At 70.2% G+C, this 22,629-nt stretch carries 27 protein-coding genes; 8 read left to right on the top strand and 19 right to left on the bottom strand.

The annotated features are described in order from the left end of the window. Nucleotides 1-20 precede the first annotated feature (20 nt). From SBI80_RS15910 to SBI80_RS15900, 3 genes are read left to right on the top strand one after another with little or no spacing between them, the layout of a single operon-like run. On the top strand, nucleotides 21-476 hold the full coding sequence (locus tag SBI80_RS15910) for a peroxiredoxin (RefSeq protein WP_318975734.1): 456 nt from the start codon (nucleotides 21-23) through the stop codon (nucleotides 474-476). Then, complete coding sequence (locus SBI80_RS15905) at nucleotides 473-1,270, top strand: ABC transporter ATP-binding protein (protein ID WP_318975733.1); 798 nt, start codon at nucleotides 473-475, stop codon at nucleotides 1,268-1,270. Before SBI80_RS15910 ends, SBI80_RS15905 begins: the two co-directional genes overlap by 4 nt. Beyond that, the gene (locus SBI80_RS15900; RefSeq protein ID WP_413232729.1) at nucleotides 1,231-1,905 is read left to right on the top strand and encodes a flavin reductase family protein; all 675 of its coding nucleotides are present in this window, start codon (nucleotides 1,231-1,233) and stop codon (nucleotides 1,903-1,905) included. Before SBI80_RS15905 ends, SBI80_RS15900 begins: the two co-directional genes overlap by 40 nt. Here SBI80_RS15900 and hisI read toward each other — a convergent pair. The 8 genes from hisI to hisD are packed head-to-tail and all read right to left on the bottom strand — an operon-like array spanning nucleotide 1,902 to nucleotide 8,266. Beyond that, complete coding sequence (hisI, locus tag SBI80_RS15895; RefSeq protein ID WP_318975732.1) at nucleotides 1,902-2,249, bottom strand: phosphoribosyl-AMP cyclohydrolase; 348 nt, start codon at nucleotides 2,247-2,249, stop codon at nucleotides 1,902-1,904. The two genes, SBI80_RS15900 and hisI, sit on opposite strands and share 4 nt — an antisense overlap. Next, complete coding sequence (hisF, locus tag SBI80_RS15890; protein WP_318975731.1) at nucleotides 2,246-3,019, bottom strand: imidazole glycerol phosphate synthase subunit HisF; 774 nt, start codon at nucleotides 3,017-3,019, stop codon at nucleotides 2,246-2,248. The genes hisI and hisF overlap by 4 nt, the downstream gene beginning before the upstream one ends. 1 nt (nucleotide 3,020) lies before the next feature. Next, nucleotides 3,021-3,836 carry an inositol monophosphatase family protein gene (locus SBI80_RS15885; protein ID WP_318975730.1) on the bottom strand — a complete coding sequence of 272 codons (816 nt, stop codon included), beginning with the start codon at nucleotides 3,834-3,836 and terminating at the stop codon, nucleotides 3,021-3,023. A 6-nt stretch (nucleotides 3,837-3,842) separates the two neighbouring features. Then, complete coding sequence (gene priA, locus SBI80_RS15880) at nucleotides 3,843-4,571, bottom strand: bifunctional 1-(5-phosphoribosyl)-5-((5-phosphoribosylamino)methylideneamino)imidazole-4-carboxamide isomerase/phosphoribosylanthranilate isomerase PriA (RefSeq protein ID WP_318975786.1); 729 nt, start codon at nucleotides 4,569-4,571, stop codon at nucleotides 3,843-3,845. 14 nt (nucleotides 4,572-4,585) lie between these two features. After that, nucleotides 4,586-5,206 (bottom strand): imidazole glycerol phosphate synthase subunit HisH, encoded by a 621-nt coding sequence (hisH, locus tag SBI80_RS15875; RefSeq protein WP_318975729.1) that lies wholly within the window; start codon nucleotides 5,204-5,206, stop codon nucleotides 4,586-4,588. Next, on the bottom strand, nucleotides 5,203-5,823 hold the full coding sequence (hisB, locus tag SBI80_RS15870; protein ID WP_318975728.1) for an imidazoleglycerol-phosphate dehydratase HisB: 621 nt from the start codon (nucleotides 5,821-5,823) through the stop codon (nucleotides 5,203-5,205). Before hisB ends, hisH begins: the two co-directional genes overlap by 4 nt. Next, nucleotides 5,820-6,956, bottom strand: a complete 1,137-nt coding sequence (locus SBI80_RS15865) for a histidinol-phosphate transaminase (protein ID WP_318975727.1) — start codon at nucleotides 6,954-6,956, stop codon at nucleotides 5,820-5,822. Before SBI80_RS15865 ends, hisB begins: the two co-directional genes overlap by 4 nt. Beyond that, the gene (gene hisD / locus SBI80_RS15860; RefSeq protein WP_318975785.1) at nucleotides 6,953-8,266 is read right to left on the bottom strand and encodes a histidinol dehydrogenase; all 1,314 of its coding nucleotides are present in this window, start codon (nucleotides 8,264-8,266) and stop codon (nucleotides 6,953-6,955) included. Before hisD ends, SBI80_RS15865 begins: the two co-directional genes overlap by 4 nt. Nucleotides 8,267-8,334: 68 nt before the next feature. On the opposite strand from hisD, the gene SBI80_RS15855 reads away from it, so the two are divergent. Both SBI80_RS15855 and SBI80_RS15850 read left to right on the top strand, forming a co-directional pair. Beyond that, nucleotides 8,335-8,757, top strand: coding sequence for a nitroreductase family deazaflavin-dependent oxidoreductase (locus SBI80_RS15855; protein ID WP_318975726.1), 423 nt, complete (start codon nucleotides 8,335-8,337; stop codon nucleotides 8,755-8,757). A 230-nt stretch (nucleotides 8,758-8,987) separates the two neighbouring features. Further along, nucleotides 8,988-10,166: a hypothetical protein gene (locus tag SBI80_RS15850; protein WP_318975725.1), complete on the top strand. Its 1,179-nt coding sequence runs from the start codon at nucleotides 8,988-8,990 to the stop codon at nucleotides 10,164-10,166. 3 nt (nucleotides 10,167-10,169) lie between these two features. Here SBI80_RS15850 and SBI80_RS15845 read toward each other — a convergent pair whose 3' ends face one another. Genes SBI80_RS15845 through nadA form a run of 4 tightly spaced genes read right to left on the bottom strand, consistent with a single transcriptional unit; the run spans nucleotide 10,170 to nucleotide 14,238 of the window. After that, a complete protein-coding gene (locus SBI80_RS15845; RefSeq protein ID WP_318975724.1) occupies nucleotides 10,170-10,691 on the bottom strand; it encodes a hypothetical protein in 522 nt (173 codons plus the stop codon). 39 nt (nucleotides 10,692-10,730) lie between these two features. Continuing rightward, on the bottom strand, nucleotides 10,731-11,597 hold the full coding sequence (nadC, locus tag SBI80_RS15840) for a carboxylating nicotinate-nucleotide diphosphorylase (RefSeq protein ID WP_318975723.1): 867 nt from the start codon (nucleotides 11,595-11,597) through the stop codon (nucleotides 10,731-10,733). Continuing rightward, entirely contained in the window at nucleotides 11,597-13,192 is a 1,596-nt protein-coding gene (locus tag SBI80_RS15835; RefSeq protein ID WP_318975722.1) for an L-aspartate oxidase, read from the bottom strand. Before SBI80_RS15835 ends, nadC begins: the two co-directional genes overlap by 1 nt. Further along, nucleotides 13,189-14,238, bottom strand: a complete 1,050-nt coding sequence (gene nadA / locus SBI80_RS15830) for a quinolinate synthase NadA (RefSeq protein ID WP_318975721.1) — start codon at nucleotides 14,236-14,238, stop codon at nucleotides 13,189-13,191. Before nadA ends, SBI80_RS15835 begins: the two co-directional genes overlap by 4 nt. A 48-nt stretch (nucleotides 14,239-14,286) precedes the next feature. Here nadA and SBI80_RS15825 point away from each other — a divergent pair, with 48 nt between their 5' ends. Both SBI80_RS15825 and SBI80_RS15820 read left to right on the top strand, forming a co-directional pair. Then, the gene (locus SBI80_RS15825; protein ID WP_318975720.1) at nucleotides 14,287-14,979 is read left to right on the top strand and encodes an NUDIX hydrolase; all 693 of its coding nucleotides are present in this window, start codon (nucleotides 14,287-14,289) and stop codon (nucleotides 14,977-14,979) included. A 60-nt stretch (nucleotides 14,980-15,039) separates the two neighbouring features. After that, nucleotides 15,040-16,392 (top strand): lipase family protein, encoded by a 1,353-nt coding sequence (locus SBI80_RS15820; RefSeq protein WP_318975719.1) that lies wholly within the window; start codon nucleotides 15,040-15,042, stop codon nucleotides 16,390-16,392. Here the strand turns inward: SBI80_RS15820 and SBI80_RS15815 are convergent. Genes SBI80_RS15815 through bioB form a run of 3 tightly spaced genes read right to left on the bottom strand, consistent with a single transcriptional unit; the run spans nucleotide 16,328 to nucleotide 18,232 of the window. Continuing rightward, the gene (locus tag SBI80_RS15815; protein WP_318975718.1) at nucleotides 16,328-16,993 is read right to left on the bottom strand and encodes a DUF2567 domain-containing protein; all 666 of its coding nucleotides are present in this window, start codon (nucleotides 16,991-16,993) and stop codon (nucleotides 16,328-16,330) included. The genes SBI80_RS15820 and SBI80_RS15815 overlap by 65 nt on opposite strands. Before the next feature lie 28 nt (nucleotides 16,994-17,021). Further along, a complete protein-coding gene (bsaP, locus tag SBI80_RS15810) occupies nucleotides 17,022-17,231 on the bottom strand; it encodes a biotin synthase auxiliary protein BsaP (RefSeq protein WP_318975717.1) in 210 nt (69 codons plus the stop codon). A gap of 2 nt (nucleotides 17,232-17,233) precedes the next feature. Next, nucleotides 17,234-18,232 (bottom strand): biotin synthase BioB, encoded by a 999-nt coding sequence (gene bioB / locus SBI80_RS15805; RefSeq protein WP_318975784.1) that lies wholly within the window; start codon nucleotides 18,230-18,232, stop codon nucleotides 17,234-17,236. Between the two features lie 71 nt (nucleotides 18,233-18,303). Between bioB and SBI80_RS15800 the strand changes: the two genes are divergently transcribed. Further along, nucleotides 18,304-18,939: a TetR family transcriptional regulator gene (locus SBI80_RS15800; RefSeq protein ID WP_318975716.1), complete on the top strand. Its 636-nt coding sequence runs from the start codon at nucleotides 18,304-18,306 to the stop codon at nucleotides 18,937-18,939. On the opposite strand, the gene SBI80_RS15795 is transcribed toward SBI80_RS15800, so the two are convergent. The 4 genes from SBI80_RS15795 to SBI80_RS15780 are packed head-to-tail and all read right to left on the bottom strand — an operon-like array spanning nucleotide 18,892 to nucleotide 22,570. Then, complete coding sequence (locus SBI80_RS15795) at nucleotides 18,892-19,410, bottom strand: 2'-5' RNA ligase family protein (RefSeq protein ID WP_318975715.1); 519 nt, start codon at nucleotides 19,408-19,410, stop codon at nucleotides 18,892-18,894. The genes SBI80_RS15800 and SBI80_RS15795 overlap by 48 nt on opposite strands. Continuing rightward, nucleotides 19,407-20,087, bottom strand: coding sequence for a dethiobiotin synthase (gene bioD, locus SBI80_RS15790; protein WP_318975714.1), 681 nt, complete (start codon nucleotides 20,085-20,087; stop codon nucleotides 19,407-19,409). The genes SBI80_RS15795 and bioD overlap by 4 nt, the downstream gene beginning before the upstream one ends. Then, nucleotides 20,084-21,244 carry an 8-amino-7-oxononanoate synthase gene (locus SBI80_RS15785; protein ID WP_318975713.1) on the bottom strand — a complete coding sequence of 387 codons (1,161 nt, stop codon included), beginning with the start codon at nucleotides 21,242-21,244 and terminating at the stop codon, nucleotides 20,084-20,086. Before SBI80_RS15785 ends, bioD begins: the two co-directional genes overlap by 4 nt. 33 nt (nucleotides 21,245-21,277) lie before the next feature. Further along, nucleotides 21,278-22,570, bottom strand: coding sequence for an adenosylmethionine--8-amino-7-oxononanoate transaminase (locus SBI80_RS15780; protein WP_318975712.1), 1,293 nt, complete (start codon nucleotides 22,568-22,570; stop codon nucleotides 21,278-21,280). Between the last annotated feature and the right edge of the window lie 59 nt (nucleotides 22,571-22,629).

Here is a 22,629-nt window from a genome sequence, read left to right as displayed (position 1 = left end):
CCAGGCGTAGCGTGACACCCATGAAGCGTGGCGACCAGGTTGCCGAGTTCCAACTCCCCGACCAGACCGGCACCATCCGCAGCCTGACGAGCCTGCTCGCCGATGGCCCGGTGGTGCTCTTCTTCTACCCGGCGGCCATGACGCCGGGCTGCACCAAGGAGGCCTGCCACTTTCGCGACCTCGCAGCCGAGTTCGCGGCGGTCGGGGCCAATCGCGTCGGCATCTCGACCGACGCGGTGGACAAGCAGGCCCAGTTCGCCAGCAGCCAGCAGTTCGACTACCCGCTGCTGTCCGACGCCGACGGCGAGGTCGCCACGCAGTTCGGCGTGAAGCGGGGCCTGCTCGGCAAGCTGGCGCCGGTGAAGCGCGTGACGTTCGTCATCGGCACCGACCGCAGGGTGCTCGAGGTGATCGGCAGCGAGTTCAACTTCGACTCTCATGCCGACAAGGCCCTCGAGGTGCTGCGCGCCAAGTGAAACCCGTTCTGCAGCTTGACGACGTGACGTTCCGCCGCGACGGCAAGCACATCATCGATGGCATCTCGCTCACCGTCTGCGAGGGTGAACACTGGGCTCTGCTCGGCCCGAACGGGGCTGGCAAGAGCACGCTGCTCGGCTTCTGCGGTGCGGTCACCTTTCCCAGCTCCGGCAGCGTCCGAGTGCTCGGCGAGCAGATGGGCCGCACCGACCTCGCGGCGCTGCGGCGCTCGATCGGACACGTCAACCCGCGCCACCGGCTGCAGCACCCGCGCACCGTCCGGGAGGTGGTGCTGACGGGTATCACCGGCACCAACGACCTGCCGCTTCGCTGGACGCCTACCGACGACGACGCCGCGAGAGCCGACGCGATGATCGACACCGTCGGGCTCAGCCGCATCGCCGACAGCCTCTGGCCGACGCTGTCACAGGGCGAGCGCGGGCGGACCCTCATTGCGCGCGCACTCATCTCCGGACCTCGCCTGCTGCTGCTCGACGAGCCGTCGACCGGCCTCGACGTCGCGGCCCGCGAACAACTCCTGGAGACCATCGATTCACTGGGCGAGGCACACCCCGACGTCGCGTCCATCCTGGTGACGCACCATTTGGAGGAGCTTCCGAGCACCACCACCCACGCTCTGCTGATCGCCGAGGGCCGCACGGTCGCCAGCGGCGCGGCGCGGGAGACGGTCACCACCGAGAACGTCACCGCGGCGTTCTCGCACCCCGTGGAGGTGGGCCATCACGACGGCCGGTGGACCGCGCGGGCCAAGGCAACACGGATGGAGGTCTGATCATCGCAAGGGACGACGCACACCACTACCGGGTCGCCGACGGCACCGGGCTGCCGCACGACCCGCTCAACGCCATCGTCGGGCCGCGGCCGATCGGATGGATCTCCTCACTGAGCACCGACGGCGTCGCGAACCTGGCCCCCTACAGCTTCTTCAACGCGTTCAACTACCGGCCGCCGCTGGTCGGCTTCTCGTCGATCGGCTGGAAGGACACCGTCGCCAACGTCGACGCCACCGGTGAGTTCGTCTGGAACCTGGCCACTCGGTCGGTGGCCGGGGCGATGAACGAGACCTCGGCGTCCCTTCCGTCGGACGAGGATGAGTTCGTGCGCAGCGGACTGACGCCGGTGGCCTCCTCCCTCGTCAAGCCGCCGCGCGTCTTGGAGAGCCCGGTCAACTTCGAATGCCAACTGACGCAACTAATTCAGCTGCGTAACCTCGACGACGAGACCATCCCCGCCTGGCTGGTGCTTGGCCAGGTCGTCGCCGTGCACATCGATAGGGAGCTACTCGTCGACGGGGTCTACGACACCGCCAAGGCGCATCCAATCCTGCGCGCCGGCGGGCCTGCCGACTACGCCGAGATCGCACCGGAGGCGATGTTCGCCATGACGCGGCCCGACGACCGCAATTAGCGCTCGGGCGCCAGGATCTCGTCGGCGTCGAAGCAGGAGTGCTCACCGGTGTGGCACGCCGCGCCCACCTGGTCGACCTCCAGCAGGACGGTGTCGCCATCGCAGTCCAGCCGCACGGAGTGCACGTACTGGGTGTGACCGGAGGTCTCGCCCTTGACCCACTGCTCGCCGCGGGACCGTGAGTAATACGTGGCTCGGCGGGTCGCGAGGGTGTGCGCCAGGGCGTCGTCGTTCATCCACGCCACCATGAGCACCTGGCCCGTCCCGCGTTCCTGAGCGACGGCGGCGAACAGCCCGTTCGCGTCGCGCTTGAGCTTGGCCGCGATCGATTCGTCGAGGGTCACCTGACCACGATCCCTTCCTCGGCCATCGCTGCCTTGACCTGCCCGATGGTCAACTCGCCGAAGTGAAAGACGCTGGCGGCCAACACCGCATCGGCACCCGCCGAGACGGCCGGAGCGAAGTGCTCGACGGCACCGGCGCCCCCGCTTGCGATCACCGGAACGGTCACGGCCGCGCGGACGGCCCGCAGCATCGCCAGATCGAAACCCGCCTTGGTGCCGTCGGCGTCCATGGAGTTCAGCAGGATCTCACCGACGCCGAGTTCAGCTCCCCGGCGTGCCCATTCCACGGCGTCGATGCCGGTACCGCGACGGCCACCGTGGGTGGTCACCTCCCACCCCGACGGCGTCGGCTTCGAATCCTCCGGGACGGTCCTGGCGTCGACGGACAACACGATGCACTGCGAGCCGAACTGGCGGGACAATTCGTCGAGCAGCTCCGGTCGCGCGATGGCCGCAGTGTTGACCGAGACCTTGTCGGCACCCGCGCGCAGCAACACGTCGACGTCGGCGACCGAGCGCACTCCGCCACCGACGGTGAGCGGGATGAAGACCTGCTCGGCCGTGCGACGGACCACCTCGAGCATGGTCGATCGACCTGCCGACGACGCGGTCACGTCGAGGAAGGTCAGCTCGTCGGCGCCCTCGGCGTCGTAGGCCGCAGCTAGCTCGACGGGATCACCTGCGTCCCTCAGGTTTTCGAAGTTGACCCCCTTGACGACGCGGCCGGCGTCGACGTCGAGGCAAGGGATCACGCGGACCGCGACGTCCATCTCAGTACTCCCCCGGCGTGCCGACGGCCATCGCGACCTCCAGGATCTGCGCGTGCACACTGGGTTCGCCGGCGAGGGCCGAGCGCGACGCAGGCGTCCAGTCCGCACCCGCCAGATCGGTGACGACGCCGCCGGCGGCCCGTACCAGCGCCACACCGGCGGCGTGATCCCAGACGTGGTGGCCGAAGCTGATCGCGCCACCGAGCACACCCGCACCGGTGTAGGCGAGGTCGATACCGGTCGAACCGTGCATGCGGACCCGCGAGCAGCGACGGCTGAGCTGCTCCAGCGTGGCCATCCGGTAGCGGCCGGGGAACTCGCCGTGGGAGTCGACGTTGAAGGTGCCGATGCCGACGATCGAGTCGCGCAGCGCGGCGGGCTTCAGCGTGGGCTGGGCAATTCCATTGGCGTACAACGGTCCCCCCTCGACCGCCGTGTACCGCACGTCGGTGAACGGCAGCCAGGTCAATCCGGCGACCGGCACGCCGTCGCGCAGCAGTCCGAGCAGGATGGCCGCCGTCGGCAAGCCCGCCGCGTAGTTGAAGGTGCCGTCGATGGGGTCCAGGATCCACACCAGGTGCGAGTCGACGGGTGCGCCGCCGAACTCCTCGCCGTGCACCCCGATCCCGGTCGCGTCCTGCAGGGCCTGCACGACCTGGCGCTCGATGGCCAGGTCGACCTCGGTGGCGAAGTCGTTGCCCTTCTTGGCGACCGCGGACTGGGCGCGGTGTCCGGCAACGAAGGGCTTGGCAGCGGCGTCGAGGATCACCGTCGCCTCGGCGACCAGCCCGTGCAGATCTGCGTCGTCCAGCGCCATTCCGGACTACCGACTCACCGCGGCGAGCGCCTCGGGAAGGGTGAAGCGTCCCGCGTAGAGCGCCTTGCCGACGATCGCTCCCTCGACGCCGACACCGGTGAGGGTGGCGATGGCGCGCAAATCATCGAGGCTCGACACGCCACCGGAGGCGATGACGGGCGCGTCGGTGCGTTCGGCGACACCGGCCAGCAGCTCGAGGTTCGGTCCGTTCAGGGTGCCGTCCTTGGTGACGTCGGTGACGACGAACCGTGAGCAGCCCTCGCCGTCGAGGCGCTCGAGCACCGGCCACAGATCTCCGCCGTCGGTCTCCCAGCCCCGCCCGCGCAGCCGGTACTGGCCGTCTTCGAGCTTGACGTCCAGACCCACCGCGATCTTGTCCCCGTGCTCGGCGATGGCCCGGGCGCACCACTGCGGGTCCTCGAGCGCCGCGGTTCCGAGATTGACTCTGGCGCAACCGGCCTCGAGTGCGGCGGTCAAGGACGCGTCGTCACGGATGCCGCCGGAGAGTTCCACCGCGACGTCGAGCTTGCCGATCACCTCGGCGAGCAGTTCCCGATTGGATCCGCGGCCGAAGGCGGCGTCGAGGTCGACGAGGTGGATCCACTCGGCACCGTCGGTCTGCCACCCCAGCGCTGCGTCGAGTGCCGATCCGTAGTCGGTCTCGCTGCCGGCGACGCCCTGCACCAGGCGCACCGCCTTGCCATCGACCACGTCGACCGCCGGCAGAAGAATCAAACGCTTGCCACTCACTACGAAAGCCCCTCGACCCAATTCTCGAGCAGCGTCGCACCGGCGTCGCCACTCTTCTCCGGATGAAATTGCGTGGCGCTCAAGGCGCCATCCTCGACCGCTGCCAGGAACGGTACGTGGTGCGTCGCCCAGGTCAGCAGCGCGTCGTCGGCACCCTCCCACCGCTGCGCGGCATAGGAGTGCACGAAGTAGAAGCGGGTGGCGGCGTCCAGGCCCTTGAACAGCGTGCTGTCGGCGGCGGCGTCGACCACGTTCCAACCCATGTGCGGGATCACCGGGGCGTCCAGCCGCACGACGGAGCCGGGCCACTGCCCGCACCCGACGCTCTCGACGCCGAATTCCACCCCGCGGCTGAACAGGATCTGCATGCCCACGCAGATGCCGAGTACGGGATGCCCCTTGGCCAGCCGGTCGGCGACGATCTTCTCCCCGCCCACCGCGCGCAGCCCCGTCATGCATGCCTCGTAGGCACCGACTCCCGGCACCACCAGGCCATCGGCGGCAGCCGCTGCCTCGGGGTCGGCGGTCACCTCGACCTGGGCGCCGACCCGCTCCAGCGCCCGCTGCGCCGAGCGCAGGTTGCCCGAGCCGTAGTCCAGGACGACGACTCTCGCCGTCACAAACTGCCCTTCGTCGACGGCACGCCGGATACCCGCGGATCGGGCTCCACGGCCTGGCGCAGGGCGCGGGCCACGGCCTTGAACTGTGCCTCGGTGACGTGGTGCGGATCGCGGCCGTACAGGGTGCGCACGTGCAGGGCGATCCGCGCATTCATGGCAAGCGACTCGAAGACGTGCCGGTTGATGACCGTGTGGTAGGGAACCGCACTGCCCGCAATCGTGCTGTGCACCATGTAGTCCGGCTCACCGGTGTGCACGCAGTACGGCCGGCCCGACACGTCGACCGACGCGTGGGCCAGCGTCTCGTCCATCGGGATGAACGCATCGCCGAACCGGCGGATCCCCTTCTTGTCGCCGAGCGCTTCGCCGAGCGCCTGACCAAGCACGATCGCGGTGTCCTCGACGGTGTGGTGGGCCTCGATGTCGACGTCACCCTCGGCGTGCACGGTCAGATCGAAACTGGCATGGCTGCCCAGCGAATTGAGCATGTGATCGTAGAACGGCACACCGGTGGCGATGTCGGTCTTGCCGGTACCGTCGAGGTCCAATTCGACGACGATGCGCGACTCCTTGGTCGTGCGTTCGACGCGGGCGCGGCGGTTCGCCGGGGTGGTCATGAGGCTCCTACGGGGCTGCTGTCCTCTGCTGAGGCGAATACGGACTCGGCCAGCTCGGCGCTGACGTCGAGGAGGACGTCGTTCTCGTCGGTCAATCCGGTGGTGGCACGCAGGAAGCCGGGGATCCCGACGTCCCTGATCAACACCCCGGCCTCCAAGTAACGCTGCCACGCCGCCGGTGCATCGGCGAACCCACCGAACAGGACGAAGTTGGCATCGCTGGGGATGACGCGAAATCCCATGCCGGCCAAGGCTTCCGACACGCGATTACGCTCGGCGATGAGGCGCGCGACGCTGCCGAGGGTGTCGTCGGCATGGCGCAAAGCCGCCCGGGCCGCGGCCTGGGTCAGCGCGGACAGGTGATACGGCAGCCGGACCAGCAGCAGGGCGTCGACCACCGCGGGGTCGGCCGCCAAGTAACCCAGCCGGCCGCCGGCGAACGCGAACGCCTTGCTCATGGTGCGGGTGACGATCAGCGTGGCCGGGTAGTCGGCCAGCAGTCGCACGGCGCTTGGCTCCGAGGAGAATTCGCCGTACGCCTCGTCGACGATCACGATGCCGGGTGCGACGTCGAGCAGGCGACGCAAATCGTCGAGCGAGATGCTCTGGCCCGACGGGTTGTTGGGGCTGGCGAGGAAGACCACGTCGGGCCGCCGGTCGGTGATCGCGGCGACGGCGACGTCCACGTCCAACCCGAAGTCCTCGGATCGAGCGGCCTCCAGCCACTCGGTCTGGGTGCCGTCGGAGATGATCGGGTGCATCGAATACGACGGGACGAAGCCCATGGCGGTGCGGCCCGGCCCGCCGAACGCCTGCAACAGCTGCTGCAGGATCTCGTTGGAGCCGTTGGCCGCCCACAGGTTCGCGGCGGTCAGCTCGACGCCCGTCTGCCCGCTGAGGTAGACCGCGAGGTCCGTCCGCAGCGCGGTCGCATCCCGGTCCGGGTAGCGGTGCAGCTCGGATGCCGCGTCGCGCACGGTGGCGACGAGGTCGTCGATGAGCGCCGCGGTGGGCGGGTGCGGATTCTCGTTGGTGTTGAGCCGCACCGGAACCGACAGCTGGGGAGCGCCGTAGGGGGACTTGCCCCGCAAGCTGTCACGCAGCGGAAGGTCGTCCAGGGAAATCCTGCTCATTTCTCGAACCTTCGTCGGACGGCCTCGCCGTGGGCCGGCAGGTTCTCGGCCTGCGCCAGCGTGATCACGTAGCCGGACACGTCCTTCAGGGCCGCCTCCGAGTAGTCGACGACGTGGATGCCGCGCAGGAACGTTTGCACCGACAGTCCACTGGAATGCCGCGCGCACCCCGCGGTGGGCAGCACGTGGTTGGAGCCGGCGCAGTAGTCGCCGAGGCTGACCGGCGACCACGGACCGACGAATACCGCTCCGGCAGAACGCACTTCGTTGGCCACCGCCGACGCATCGACGGTCTGGATCTCGAGGTGTTCGGCGGCATAGGCATTGACCGTGCGCAGGCCCGCTTCGATGTCGTCGACCAGCACGATGGCCGACTGGCGGCCGGTCAACGCCGCGGTGACCCGCTCCCGGTGCACGGTGGTCCGCAACTGAGCCGCGACCTCGGCGTCGGTGGCGTCCGCGAGCTCGGGGCTGGTGGTGACCAGAACCGAGGCGGCCATCTCGTCGTGCTCGGCCTGGCTGATGAGATCGGCGGCGATGTGCACGGGATCGGCCGAGTGGTCTGCGAGGATGGCGATCTCGGTCGGTCCGGCCTCCGCGTCGATGCCCACCTGAGAGCGGCAGATGCGCTTGGCGGCGGTGACCCAGATGTTGCCGGGACCGGTGATCATGTCGACGGGCGCCAGCTCGGCGCCGTCGGTGTCGGTGCCACCGTGCGCGAGCAGGGCGACGGCCTGCGCGCCGCCGACGGCCCACACCTCGTCGACGCCGAGCATGCACGCCGCGGCCAGGATCGTCGGATGTGGCAGACCACCGAATTCGGCCTGCGGCGGGCTGGCGATCACCAGGCCCTCCACCAGGGCGGTCTGCGCGGGAACCACGTTCATCACGACGCTGGACGGGTACACGGCGTTGCCGCCCGGAACGTACAGGCCCACCCGTTCCACCGGCACCCAGCGTTCGGTCACCGTCGCACCGGGCGCCAGCGTCGTCTTGCGGTCGGTGCGCCTTTGGTCTGCATGTACGGCACGCGTCCGCTCGATCGCCACCTCGAGGGCCGCGCGAACGTCGGCGTCGAGTTCGGCGAGCGCCTCCTCGAGCCTGGCCCGGGGCACCCGAACCGTCGCGGGGCGGACGCCGTCGAAGGCCTGGCCGTATTCGAGGGCTGCCTCGGCGCCTCGCTCGATCACGGCGTCGACGATCGGTCGGACCTTGGGCACCACGGAGTCGACGTCCACTCCGCCGCGCGGCAGCACGGCGCGTAGCCGAGCCGCGGACAGCCGTTCACCCCGCAGGTCGATGCGGGACATCAGCACGGACGAGTCAGTCACGCCGTCTATTGTCCCAGAGCAGCACAAATCAGAATCCGGGAGCCGCCATGTCACCGTCCACGTCGAGGCAAGACCATCCCAACAACGCCCCTGGCGTGCCGATGCTCATGCCGGTGTGGCTCGAGCGATTCCAGATCAAGTACGTCAACCCGCTGCTGCGGCCGCTGTCCAAGCGCATGCCGGCCTTCGCGGTGATCAAGCACCGCGGACGCACCTCGCGCAAGCAGTACGAGACGATCGTGACTGCCTACCGCAAGGACGACCTGGTGGCGATCGGATTGATGCATGGCAAGACCAACTGGGTGAAGAACGTCCTCGCCGCGGGTGAGGCCGAGATCCACGTCGGGCACCAGGACCTGCATCTGGTGAACCCGCGCGTCCTGCCCGCCGGCACCAGCGACCCGGCCCTGCCGCGGATTCCCCGGATGCTGGCCAAGCGCCAGGGCACGTTCGTCGCCGACGTCGGGTGACGTCTGGTTGAGCCCCGTCGCGGGCTCGTTCGTGACGTCGGCCCTGGCGTCGCCGCAGTTACATCGCACTGAGTCGACCTGACGCTGCCCTCATCGCGCGAGCTGCGCGACGTCGAGGTGAAATTCTGGCAAATGCAATCGCGGTGTCATTGGCCAGCTCATTGCTGTATCTTCTCACCGAGGTATGGATGTCTAGCCAACTTGCTGACCACTTTGGGGGATGCTCACCGATGACGACTGTTCAGCGAAAGACCGTGTTGACGGCTGCCCTCGCAGTGGGAGTCCTGGCCGCGGCCGGGAGCACGGCGCCCGGGTCGCAGCAGGAGGAGCCGTCGGCCGCGGCGAAGGCAGACGCCCTGTCGCTCGCCGCCATCACCACGTGGACGCCCTTGGAGGCGACGGCGTCACCGGTGAGCGCCGGCAGCGTCGACACACCTCAGACATCCGACCCGGCGTCCACCGATCCCGCCACGGCGCCGCTCTTCGCCGTGCCGGCGACCAGTGCGCGCCAGTCGGCCGGCCCGGCCGCGCCGAACTTCTTCGCGCCCACGCTCGTCGCGATCTCGCCGTCCCCCACGATCGGCGGCGGTGCGGCGCCGACTGCGCGCGCCACGCTCGCCGCAATACCGACCACGTCTCCCGATCTCGGAAGCCTGATCGGGTCCTTCGTCTACGTCTTCATCCACGACGGCGGTCCCGGTGAGAACGCCGGTCTGTTGATTGGCAATGGTGGGGACGGATTCCTGCCCGGCCAGGCCGGCGGCAACGGCGGCCTGCTGTTGGGCAACGGCGGCAACGGGGCGAGCAACGGTGGTGCCCGCGGCGGATACGGCGGTGACGGTGGCAACGCCGGGCTGTTCGGCAACGGCGGCAACGGTGGAACCGGGTCGCCCAGCGTGGTCGGCTTCGGCACCGCGACCGGTGGCAACGGCGGCAAGGGCGGCAACGGCGGCATGCTGGCGGGCAACGGCGGCGCCGGCGGCGCCGGTGGCGAGGCCTACAACCAGGGCGGCGCGGCCAACGGTGGCGCAGGCGGCACCGGCGGCAAGGGCGGGATGCTCTCGGGCGACGGCGGCAAGGGCGGTGATGGCGGCGACGCCGTGACGACCAGCGGCGTCGCTACCGGTGGCGCTGGAGGCACGGGCGGTTCGGCTGGCCCGAACGGCACCGGAGGCGACGGCGGTGACGGTGGCTCGGCAACCGGAACGACCGATGCCAAGGGCGGTTCGGGTGGTCAGCCGGGAACGGGCGGCACCACGGGCAAGCCCGGCGCCGACGGTTCTGCCACCAGCAGCAAGAAGGCCGTGACGACGGCGCAGGTCAAGGCCGGGACCAGCGACACCAGTGCCAAGACCGAGAAGAAGGACACGGCGTCCGACAAGGGTTCGACGGGCGGCGGCGACAGCTGACCGCTACTTGCACACCTCGGTGACCCTGGCGTTCTGCGCGTCGGCGTCACGGAGTCGGGCGGCTTGATCCGGCTCGGTGTTCTGCATGCCGGCGGTGGCGGCGGCGCCGATGTCCATCAGGGTCCCGGCGAACTTGCGGACGGCGTCGCTGACGTCGGCCGGCGTGGCGGGGTCCAGGCGCGAGACCAGGTACTGCCCGCCGTCGGAGAGCGACAGCCGCGCGTTGGCGGCCACCGCTAGCGAGCCGGTGACGTCCTCGGGGCCGCCGGGGGGCTGCAGATTGGTGTTGAGCGAGACCCCCTTGCGCACCAAATCGGCTGCGCCACAGATCTTCTTCTTCGCATCGGCCTGTTCGGTTGCGGAGTACGTCGGTGTGGACGACGTGGACGTGGGCCGGAACGCGGCCCACGCCGAGAGTCCCAGTGCTACGAGGGCGAGCACGACCGCGACCACCGGCAGCGTCTGACCGCGCTGCCGAGTCGGCGGCGCGGAATGGGGCGGCAAGGGCGCTTGGCTGGAGGACACGCCGTGATCGTAGCCGCTACTCCTACCGCGACCGGCCGGTTACAGATCGAGGCCGACGTCGAGGACCCGGACCGAATGGGTGAGTGCGCCCACCGCGAGGTAGTCGACACCCGTCCCCGCGTAGGCCGCCGCGTTGGCCAGCGACAGATTGCCCGACGCCTCCAGCTTCACCTGCGGCGCGCGGGCCGCCCGGCGTTGCACGGCCATCTGCGTCATCCAGATGGGGAAGTTGTCCAGCAGGATCAGCGGCGTGCTGCCGAGGTCCTCGTCGAGGATCGCATCGAGCTGTTCCAGCGAGTCGACCTCGACCTCGACGGGCACGTCTGGAGCCATCTCCCGAACGGCGTGCAGTGCGGCGACCACCGATCCCGCCGCGGCCACGTGGTTGTCCTTGATCAGCGCCGCGTCGCCAAGGCCCATTCGGTGGTTGACTCCGCCGCCCACCCTGACCGCGTACTTCTGCAGTACGCGCAGCCCCGGCAGCGTCTTGCGGGTGTCGCGAATCTGGGCGTTCGTCCCTTCGACCGCGCGCACCCAGGCCGCGGTGGTGCTGGCGATGCCCGACAGATGACAGACCAGGTTGAGCATGGTGCGTTCGGCGGTCAGCAAGCTGCGGGTGGGGGCCTCGAGCACCAGCAGCGGGTCACCTGGTTCGAGCGGGGTGCCGTCCTGCACCCGGTCGAGGACGCCGTACTCCCCCGCACCCACGACCTCGTCGAGGACGAGCAGCGCGATGTCGACGCCTGCGGCGACCCCTGATTGCCGACTGACCATGGCCGCCTTGGTGACGGCGTCGGCGGGGACCGTCGCCAGCGAGGTGACGTCTGGCCCGTAGCGCAGATCCTCGGCGAGACCGCGTGCGATCGTCGCCAGGGCCTCGTTGCGTTCGTCTTCACCGAGCGCCATCAGCAGCACACCTTCGTCTCGTGGACCACAGCCGCCGTGCCCGCGGCGTCGAGGCGGACGCTCGAACTGGCCGACTGGGTGGGATCAGTGTCGGGATGGTCGGCTCGGTGGTGACAACCCCGCGACTCCGCCCGTGCCAGCGCCGCCGCCACGACGGCCGCCGCGGTGGTGGTCAATGCGGCGGCCTCGAAGTCGGCCCGTCCGGTGAGGTTGCGCGCGCGGGCCGTGCCGATCAGCTCTGCCACGTCGGTCAGCCCGGCGCCGTCACGCACCACCGACGCATGCCTTGTCATGGCGCGTTGCAGGGTGTCCTTGACGAGGGTCGCCCGGCGGACGAGCTCCACGGCCGCCCGGGGTGCTGGCGCGCTCGCGGCGTGGTCGGCGGCGGCGGCACCGGCGCGTCGCCCGACGACCAGACCTTCGAGCAGGCTGTTGGACGCCAGCCGGTTCGCGCCGTGCATCCCGGTGCGGGCGACCTCGCCCGCCGCGAACAGGCCGGGAAGTTCGGTACGTCCGGACACGTCCGTGAGCACCCCGCCGCAGCTGTAGTGGGCACCGGGGACCACCGGGATCAGCGCGCGGGTGGCGTCGACACCGGCCGCCAGGCAGGCGGCGTTCACGGTCGGGAAGCGCGCCGCGAAGTCCTCGACTCCGCGGGCGTCGAGGTAGACGCACGCGTCGCCGGTCTGCGTCAGCCGGGCGTCGATGGCGGCGGCGACGACGTCGCGCGGAGCCAGGTCGCCCATCGGATGGACACCGGCGGTCACCGAGTCGCCGCGAGCGTCGACGAGGATCGCGCCCTCGCCACGCAGCGCCTCGGTGATCAACGGACGGCGCCCGCCTGCGTTGCCGTCGAACAGCATCGTGGGATGGAACTGGACGAACTCGACGTCGCCGACCGCTAACCCCGCCCACAGCGCCAGCGCGATGCCGTCGCCCGTCGAACCCGTCGGATTCGTGGTCGCGGAGTACAGATGGCCGAGGCCGCCGGTGGCCAGGATCACCGACGGGGTGTGGATGACGCCCGGTCCATCCTGGTTGCGGACGAGGACACCGGTGACCCCGTCGGCGTCGCGGAGCACCTGCAGCGCAACGTGATCGCGCCTGATGTCCAGGATCGCCGCGGTGTGGTCGAGTGCGCGCTGTACCTCGGCGCCGGTGGCGTCACCGCCCGCGTGCACGATGCGACGGCGTGAGTGCCCGCCCTCGCGGGTCAGGGACCACTGCCCCGGTGCGGCCTCGTCGAAGCGCGCACCGAAGTCGACCAGCTCGGCGACGGCGGAGAAACCGTCGGCCACGATCGAGGTCACCGCGTCGACGTCACACAGCCCGCCGCCGGCGGCCACGGTGTCGGCGACGTGGGCCTCGATGGTGTCCTCGGTGCGTGGCACCACGACCGCGATGCCGCCCTGGGCGTAGAACGTCGCCGTGGACCCCTCGGTCCGCGAGGACTTGCTCAGCACCACCACCCGGCGACCGCGACGATGTGCGGCCAGTGCGGCGGCCAATCCGGCGACCCCGGTACCGACGACGACGACGTCGGCCCGCTGCTGCCAGTGGCCGGCCAGCGGACCCGCGCCGCCGCAGGCCGTCATTCCCCGCCGCCGGGTTGCCCGATCTCGATCATGCGCTGGACGCTGGCCCGCGCCAGGCGGGCGGTCTCGTGGTCGACGTGCACCTCGTCGGCGCCCTCGACGAGGCAACGCAGCAGCGCGGCCGGCGTGATCATCTTCATGTATCGGCAGGACGCCCGGTCGTTGACGGCGCGGAAGTCGACTTCCGGCGCGGCCCGGCGCAACTGGTGCAGCATCCCGATCTCGGTGGCGACCAGGACCTGGCGGGCCCCGGTGGTCCGCGCCGCGTCGAGCATGCCGCCGGTGGAGAGGATCTTGACGCGGTCGTCGGGGAACGCGCCCTCGCCGGCGAGGTACAGCGCCGAGGTGGCGCACCCGCATTCGGGGTGCACGAACAGTTCGGCGTCGGGATGCGACCTGGCCTGGGCGGCCAGCTCGTCACCGTTGATGCCGGCGTGGACGTGGCATTCGCCGGCCCAGACGTGGAGGTTCTCGCGTCCGGTGACGCGGCGGACGTGCGCGCCGAGGAACTGATCGGGGCAGAACAACACCTCGCGGTCCGCGGGAATGGAGGCGACCACCTCGACGGCATTCGACGACGTGCAGCAGACGTCGGTGAGCGCCTTCACGGCGGCGGTGGTGTTGACGTAGGACACCACGACGGCGTCGGGGTACTCGTCCTTCCACGCGCGCAACTCGTCGGCGGTGATGGAGTCGGCCAGCGAGCAACCAGCGCGCTGGTCCGGGATGAGGACCGTCTTCTCGGGGCTGAGGATCTTGGCGGTCTCGGCCATGAAGTGCACCCCGCAAAACACGATGGTGTCCTCTGCGGCCTCGGCGGCGATACGCGACAGCGCCAGCGAATCACCCACGTGATCGGCGACGTCCTGAATGGCCGGCAGCTGATAGTTGTGCGCCAACAATGTGGCGTTGCGCAGGTCGGCGAGGCGCCGCACCTCCGCGGCCCACTCCTCGTCGGCGATCACGCCGGCGTAACCCTCGGGACCGTTGGTGATCTGGGCGGCCCAGCCGCCACGGGTCTCGGTGGTGAGATCCGCTACCGTCATGGTCGTCTCCTTTGGTCCAGACGGGGTTTTCGACTTATGATCGAAAACATGCCTGATACTAGCACTGCGCACGAGGTGCTCGCCGTCGTGTTTCAGGTTCGCCAACTCTCGACACGAAACCCGCAGCTCAGCGTGCTGCTATGGGAGCGGGCCATGGATCCGCAGCGCGGTGCGTGGTCACTCCCCGGTGGCCGGCTCCGTCACGACGAGGACATGACGAGTTCGGTTCGACGTCAACTAGCCGAGAAGGTCGACCTTCGCGAATTGACCCACCTGGAGCAGCTCGCCGTGTTCTCCGACCCCAACCGGGTACCGGGCCCGCGCACCATCGCCTCGACGTTCCTCGGCCTGGTGCCCTCCCCCGCAACCCCCGAGCTGCCACCCGACACCCGCTGGCATCCAGTGAACGCGCTACCGCCGATGGCCTTCGACCATCGGCCGATGATCACCAACGCCCATGCCAGGCTGGTCGCCAAGCTTTCGTACACCAACATCGGATTCGCCTTGGCGCCAAGGGAATTCGCCGTCTCCACCCTCAAGGACGTCTACGACGCGGCACTCGGCTACCAGGTCGACGCCACCAACCTGCAGCGTGTGCTCACCCGTCGCGGCGTCATCACCCCGACGGGAACCACTGCGAAGTCGGGCCGCAGCGGTGGCCGACCCGCCGCCCTCTACCGGTTCACCGAGGCCCAATATCGGGTGACCGACGAGTTCGCGGCGCTGCGTCCCCCGACGTGAAACCGACACCGATGGCGGCCCGCGATTGGTTTTAAGGAATCGGTAAGAGACAATGTCCGGATGGACTCTGGCAGCGCAGCCCTCTCGACCGGTGCGGAATGGATCGGACGGCCGCCTCACGAGGAGCTGGGCCGCGGGGTGCACCCCGAGCTGCCCGACCTCGATCCGTTCTACGTCCCCCCGGCTGGCTTCGAACATGCCAGGCCCGGCGCGGTGCTGCGATCGCGTGACGTCGAGCTCGCCTTCCTCGGCCTGGTGCCCCAGAAGCTGACCGCGACCCAGCTGCTGTACCGCTCCACCGACCTCAACGATCTCCCGCAGGCCGCCGTGACGACGATCGTGGTGCCTGCCGACCGGCCCGCCGGCAGCAAGGGCCCGATCCTGTCCTACCAGTGCGCGATCGACGCCGTCGCCTCGAGCTGCTTTCCCTCCTACGCGCTGCGGCGCGGGGCGAAGGCCGTGGGCGCGCTGGCACAGCTCGAGTTCCTGCTGATCTCGGCGGCACTGGCCGAGGGATGGGCGGTGTCCATCCCCGACCACGAGGGGACCCAAGGCATCTGGGGGGCTCCCCACGAGCCTGGCTACCACGTGCTGGACGGTCTGCGTGCCGCACTGAACACCGAGTCGCTGAACCTGTCGGCGGAAGCCCCGATGGGGCTGTGGGGGTACTCCGGTGGCGGCCTGGCCACTGCCTGGGCCACCGAGGTGTACGCGGACTACGCCCCAGAGCTCAACCTGGTCGGCGCGGTGCTCGGGTCGCCGGTCGGCGACCTGGGCCACACGTTCCGCCGGCTCAATGGAAGCTTCTTCTCGGGCCTGCCCGCGATGGTCGTGGCCGCGCTGTCGCACGTCTACCCGGACCTGGACCGCGTGATCAACGAGCACGTCACCCCCGAGGGCAAGACGATGCTGACCGACATCCAGCGCATGACGACCGCCGAAGCCGTGCTCAAGCTGATCCGCAAGGACATGGGCAACATGGTCGACGAGCCGCTGGAGAACATCCTGCGTACGCCCGAGGTCCAGCACGTGTTCGACAGCATCAAGCTGGGGACCGCCGCGCCGAGCGTCCCGGTGCTCGTCGTCCAGGCCGTGCACGACCGCATCGTCTCCGTCGAGGACATCGACGTGCTGACCCATACGTACGCCCGCGGCGGCACGAACGTCACCTACCACCGCGACATGCTCAGCGAGCACATGCTGCTGCACCCCATGTCCGCGCCGATGACGCTGCGGTGGCTGCGCGAGCGGTTCGCCGGACAGCCGGTATCGAGCAATCGGGCCCGCACCAAGTGGCCGACGCTGCTGAACCCCTCGACCTACCGCGGCATGCTGCGGCTTGGCGTGATCACGGCGAAGGTGATGACGGGTCGACGGGTCGATCGACTACCGCTGTCGGAGCTGGATCGCTGATCGGCGGCCACGCGCCCAGGTCATCGCGCTTGGTGGAGAGCGCACAGATCGCGTAGATAAGGGCGACGATCCCCGCCGGCACGATCACCGACGCGGCGATCTGCCACGGGGTGTGTCCGTAGAACACCGCGGGTGCCTCGTGGGTGTAGAACACCCGATGTTCCGGTGAGACGGGTGCCGACGCCACGTCGATCGCACCCCAGCGCCACCGCGCCAACGCCGCACCGACGCCGGCGGCGACACCCGCGGCGGCCAACGTGCCAATAGAGACCGCGGCGACCATGACCGGTCCGCGGTGCGGCCGCCACTGCCAAGCCGCGACCGCCGTCGTCACCGCGAGCACGACGAGCAACCCCGTCATCAGAAACGCACCGAGGAAAACGAAGTCCGACTCGTCACCGAGGTAGCCGCGGACCCGGTCGCCGCTCTTGGTCAGTGCGATGACGATCTGGATCGGGGGTGCCAGCCAGGCCCACACCGCGCCGACCACGACGCCGAGGACGACCAGGGTGCCGACGACGCGGACCGCCGCCTGTCGGTGCGTGAAGCGGGGCGGCGCGACCGGCTGGGCCGGCGCCACCGAAACGTCGGGAAGCGTCATCGATACCTTCTGCTCGTCACGCAGACGCTCAGCGCCTGTCGAGATCCTTGGAGTCCTGCTCGCCGTGGCGGGAGCACTTGGCCGTCCAGCCGTCCGGACGCACCTGCACGATCATCCTCCGCCCGCAGTCGGAGCAGAACCGCGGCGGCTCGAGCCCCAGCTGAGCGGCCGTGGGAATCGCCGCTCCGTCGGCCCCGCCGATCTCGATGCCGGTGTAGACGTTGTACTTCGGCGTCATGGCTAGATGCTGGCGTTCAGCGCCTTGATGGGCATCTGCAGGTCGTCGAGCAGTTCCAGATCGGACTCCGCGGGCCGGCCGAGGGTCGTCAGGTAGTTGCCGACGATGACGGCGTTGATGCCGCCGAGGATGCCCTTTTTGGCGCCCAGGTCACCGAGGGTGATCTCACGACCACCGGCGAAGCGCAGCATCGTGCGGGGCAGCGCCAGCCGGAAGGCCGCGACCGCCTTCAACGCCTCGGACGCGGGCAGCACCTCCAGGTCGCCGAATGGCGTGCCGGGACGCGGGTTGAGGAAGTTCAGCGGGACCTCGTGCGGGTTCAGCGCGGCGAGGTTGGCCGCGAACTCCGCGCGCTGCTCGAGGGATTCACCCATACCGAGGATGCCGCCGCAGCAGACCTCCATGCCCGCCTCGCGCACCATCTCGAGGGTGGCCCAGCGCTCCTCCCACGTGTGGGTGGTGACGACGTTGGTGAAGAACGAACGCGCGGTCTCGAGGTTGTGGTTGTAGCGGTGCACGCCCATCGCGGCGAGCCGGTCCACCTGCTCCTGGGTCAGCATCCCCAGCGAGCACGCGATCTGGATGTCGACCTCGTTGCGGATCGCCTCGATGCCCGCGGCCACCTGGGCCAGCAGTCGCTCGTCGGGCCCGCGGACGGCTGCGACGATGCAGAACTCGGTCGCCCCCGACTTGGCGGTCTGCTTGGCGGCCTCCACCAGGCTCGGTACGTCGAGCCAGGCGCTGCGCACCGGCGACGCGAAGAGCCCGGACTGCGAGCAGAAGTGGCAGTCCTCGGGGCAGCCGCCGGTCTTGAGGCTGATGATGCCCTCGACCTCGACCTCGGGTCCGCACCACTTCATGCGGACGTCGTGGGCCAGCGCGAGGAGTTCCTCGAGACGGTCGTCGGGCAGCTGCAGCACTTCCAGGATCTGGGCCTGCGTCAGGCCCTCGCCCCGCTCGAGCACCTGCTCCCTGGCCAGACCCAACACGTCTGCGCCGATCTCCGAAGCCGCCTGCGTCACTACGCACTCCTTCTGCACATCAGAACTTGAACGGTGTTTAGGCTACAGGGGTGCAACAGGGTCGACGCCACGCCCGGTCCGATGTGGTCGACAAGGCCACCCAGCTCCTCGACGACTACGGAATCGCCGACCTCACCATGCGCCGGCTCGCGCGCGAGCTGGGCGTCACCCCAGGCGCGCTCTACTGGCACTTCGCCGACAAGCAGGCGCTCCTCGGCGCGGTCGCGGACCGCATCCTCGAACCCGCGCTGGCCGACGTTCCGCCCGCCGGCTGGGCGGTTCGCATACATGCCATCTGCGCCGGGCTGCGCAACGCGCTGCTGTCGGCCACCGACGGTGCCGAGCTGGTCTCGGCCAGCTTCGCGGCGGGAAAGTCGGAGCGGATGGCCGACATCCTGGAGCGACTGGTGATCGCAGCCGGCGACGCGGGCATCGACTCGCCCAATGCCGACCTCGCCGCCAGGACCGTCCTGTACTACGTGCTGGGCTTCACCGCCGACGAGCAGTCCCGGCTGCAGTGGGACGCCGCCGGCGCCCTGTCCGACGACCAGTCGGTGATGACGACGAACCCCAACGCCCGGTTCACCTTCGGCGTCCGCCTCCTGGTCGACGGGATCGCCTCACCGCGCACCGGATCGTCACGCGATCACGGTGTCGACCTTGGCATCGCCATCCCACCGGCGTAGCGCCGCGAACGTCGCAGGCAGGTCGTCGGCGCCAAGCAGAGCCAGCGCCGCGGGCAAGTCGGCGGGGGCGAGCCTGCGGCACAGGGTGACGTGCGGTGTCCAATGTCCCGGGCGCAGATGCGGGAAGGGGCCGTCGGACACGTACGGCGCACAGAGGGAACCGACCGACTCGTGCAGCGTCAGCAAGCCGGCCGCGGGCACGATCAGCCGTACCAGCGTCAGTGCGGACCGTCCGAACACCAGCGGCGCGCCGACGACGCACTCCAGCGGCAACTGCCGGGCCGGTTCCCAGAGGGCCGCGTCGGCGGCCGGGTCGACCCGGCCCGCCGCGAGAAGGGTGACGTGCGGACGGTTGCTCGGCGAGCGGTGCCTGGCCTGGCTCGGCAGCCCCACATCGGCCAGGGCGTTCCACTCCCGGCGGATGGCCGCGTCCGAGTCCTGGTCGAACAGCAACTCGACGGAGTGGGTCACCGGTACAGACTACGAACCCAGTCGGTGTCGAAGGCCGGCGCGCTGAGCTCGGCGAAGGCCTCTGCCGACGAGGTGCCGGCACCGTCTGGCAGCGTCGCGCGGACCTCGGCGATGCGGCCGAGCGCTTCGAGGTTCGTCGTCTCGGCGACCCCCGGCTGTGCCGGCCAGGCCCCCACGACGAGCCCGGCGCACGACAGGGCGCGGGCTGCGATGGCCTCCACCGTCAGCTCGGCGTGGTTGAGGGTGCCCAGGCCGGCCCTGGCGACGACGAGCACCGCGCCACCCAGCTCCACCGCCAGGTCGCGCAGCGTCACACCGCCGGCGCCGAGGCGGACCAGCAGTCCGCCGGCCCCCTCGACCAGGACCAGCCGGTCGGGGCGATCGAGCGCGGTGATCAGCCCGAGTAGTTCGTCGGAGGTCGGCAGCGCCATGCCGGCACGTTCGGCGGCCGCCTCGGGAGCCAGCGGCTCGGGGTAGCGCCATCCCGGGGACAGCGTCCCGACGCCGGACAGCCGGCCCACTTCGCCGAGGTCGTCGTCACCGTCGGCAGCTCCGGTCTGCACGGGCTTGCACACCGCGACGTCGATACCGGCCAGCCGGGCGTGGCAGGCCAGCGCCGCGGTCGCGATGGTCTTGCCGACGCCGGTGTCGGTGCCGGTGACGAAGACGACGCTCATGCGATGCGCGCCGTGGCGACGACGTCGGCGAGCACGGCCCGTGCCCGGTCGAGCTCGTCGTCGGTCAGCGACGCGCGCGCCGTCAACCGCAGCCGCGAGGTCCCCGCCGGGACCGACGGCGGTCGGAAGCACCCCACCCGCAGGCCGCGGTCCAGGCACGCGGTGGCCGCCGCGAGAGCTGCCTCCGGCTCACCGAGGATCACCGACACGACGGCCGACTCGGGTACCTCCGGCACGCCACACGTCTCGGCCAGAGCGGCGGCGATTCGCCGCACGGCTGCGGGCCGCCACGGTTCGTCGATCAGCACCTCGAGCGCGGCCAACGCCGATCCGACGGCCGCGGGCGCGAGCCCGGTGTCGAAGATGAACGGCCGGGCGGCGTCGACGAGGTGCGCGCGGACCGCGGCGGGACCGAGGACGACACCGCCCTGGCTGCCCAGCGCCTTCGACAGCGTGGTCGTCACCACGACGTCGGGCGCGCCGGCAAGGCCGACCTCGGCGACCAGACCGCGGCCGCCGTCACCGCGGACGCCGAGCCCGTGGGCCTCGTCGACGACCAGGAGCGCGCCGTGCCGTCGGCACGCGTCGTGCAGCTCGCGCAACGGCGCCAGCACCCCGTCCGCGCTGAACACGGAGTCGGTGACGACGACCGCGCGAGCCTCGCTGCGGCCGGCGAGCGCGGCCTCGACCGCAGCGACGTCACGGTGCGGCGTGACGAGCACCCGCGCCCGTGACAAGCGGCACGCGTCGACCAGCGAGGCGTGTGTCAGGGCGTCGGACACCAGCAGCGTCCCAGGTCCCGACAGGGCCACCACCGCGCCGAGATTGGCGGTGTACCCCGAGGAGAACACCAGCGCCGACTCGGCGCCGACGAAGTCGGCCAGCGCGGTCTCGAGTGATTCGTGCAGCGCCGTGTTGCCGCTGACCAGGCGCGAACCCGTCGATCCCGCACCCCAGGCGCGCAGCGCCCGCACGCCACCGTCGACGACGTGCGAATGAAGGGACAGCCCGAGGTAGTCGTTGGAGGCAAGGTCCAAGTCGGCGTCCTGGCCGGCGTCGGGACGGCGCACGCGCAGGGTTCGCCGCAGACCGGCGGCCCGCCGCTGTTGCTCGATCTCCTCGAGCCAGGCCAGCGGGGAGACCATTGCGCGTGTCACTGACTGCCTTCCGACGCCCGACTTGAACGCCGTTCAGGTTAGCGCACGCGCCACGCCCACCATCGCCGAGCCGATCCGGTCCACCTCGTCGGCGGTGCAGACGTAGGGCGGCATCGCGTAGACCAGATTGCGGAAGGGGCGCAGCCAGACTCCGTGCCGCAGCGCCGTCTCGGTGGCCACCGCCATGTCGACCGGCTGATGCATCTCGACCACGCCGATCGCGCCGAGCACCCGCACGTCGGCGACACCGGGCAGCTCCGCGGCCGGGGCCAGCGCCGTCGCCAGCCCGCTCTCGATGGCGCGCACCCGTCCCCGCCAGTCCTGATCGAGGAGCAACTCCACCGATGCCACCGACACCGCGCACGCCAGCGCGTTCGCCATGAAGGTCGGGCCGTGCATCAGCGCGCCCGGGCTTCCGGTGCTGATGGTGGTGGCCACCTCCGACGTGCACAGTGTCGCCGCCAGCGTGAGGTAGCCGCCGGTCAGCGCCTTGCCCACGCACATGACGTCCGGAACGACACCGGCGTGGTCGGCCGCGAATAGCTCGCCGGTCCTGCCGAATCCCGTGGCGATCTCGTCGAAGATCAGCAGCACGTCGTGCCGCGTGCAGGCCGCCCGCAGGTCCGTCAGATACCGCGGGTCGTGAAACCGCATGCCGCCGGCGCCCTGGACGACGGGTTCGACGATGACGGCCGCCACCTCGTGGGCGTGCGCGGCGAGCTGTTCCTCGAATGCGACGCCGTAGGCCGGGTCGTACTCGCGCGGCACCTGCGGGGCGAACACCTGGGCCGTGAGGACGTCCGTCCAGAGCGAGTGCATGCCCCCCTCCGGATCGCACACGCTCATGGGCGTGAACGTGTCCCCGTGGTAACCGCCCCGCCAGGTCATCAGGCGGTGCTTGGCCGGGTTGCCGCGACTGTGGTGGTACTGCAGCGCCATCTTGGCCGCCACCTCGACCGCGACCGACCCCGAGTCGCTGAAGAAGACGGTGTCGAGGCCATCGGGGGTGACCTCCACGAGCAGCTGGGCTAGGCGCGCAGCGGGTTCGTGGGTGAGGCCACCGAACATCACGTGGTTCATGGTTGCCAGCTGGCGCGTGACGGCGGCATCGAGCACGGGATGGCCGTGGCCGTGGATGGCCGTCCACCACGAACTCATCGCATCGATCACGTCGACGGGTCGGCCGTCGTCGATCACCGTCAACGACGTGCCGTGCGCGGCGACCGCGACGACGGGCGGCAGCGCGTCCGAACCGATCCGGCTGTACGGGTGCCACACGTGGGCTGCGTCGATGGCGGCTATCTGGTCGGGCGTCAGGGGCGGCACGGGAACCACGGCCTCCTGGGACGGTCGCTGATCACGAAACGACCGTATCGCCCCGGGTT

Origin of the sequence: Mycolicibacterium sichuanense, assembly GCF_033741125.1 — a bacterium.
In the GTDB taxonomy this organism is placed as follows: Bacteria; Actinomycetota; Actinomycetes; order Mycobacteriales; family Mycobacteriaceae; genus Mycobacterium.
This window is presented reverse-complemented; position numbering and strand designations above follow the sequence as displayed.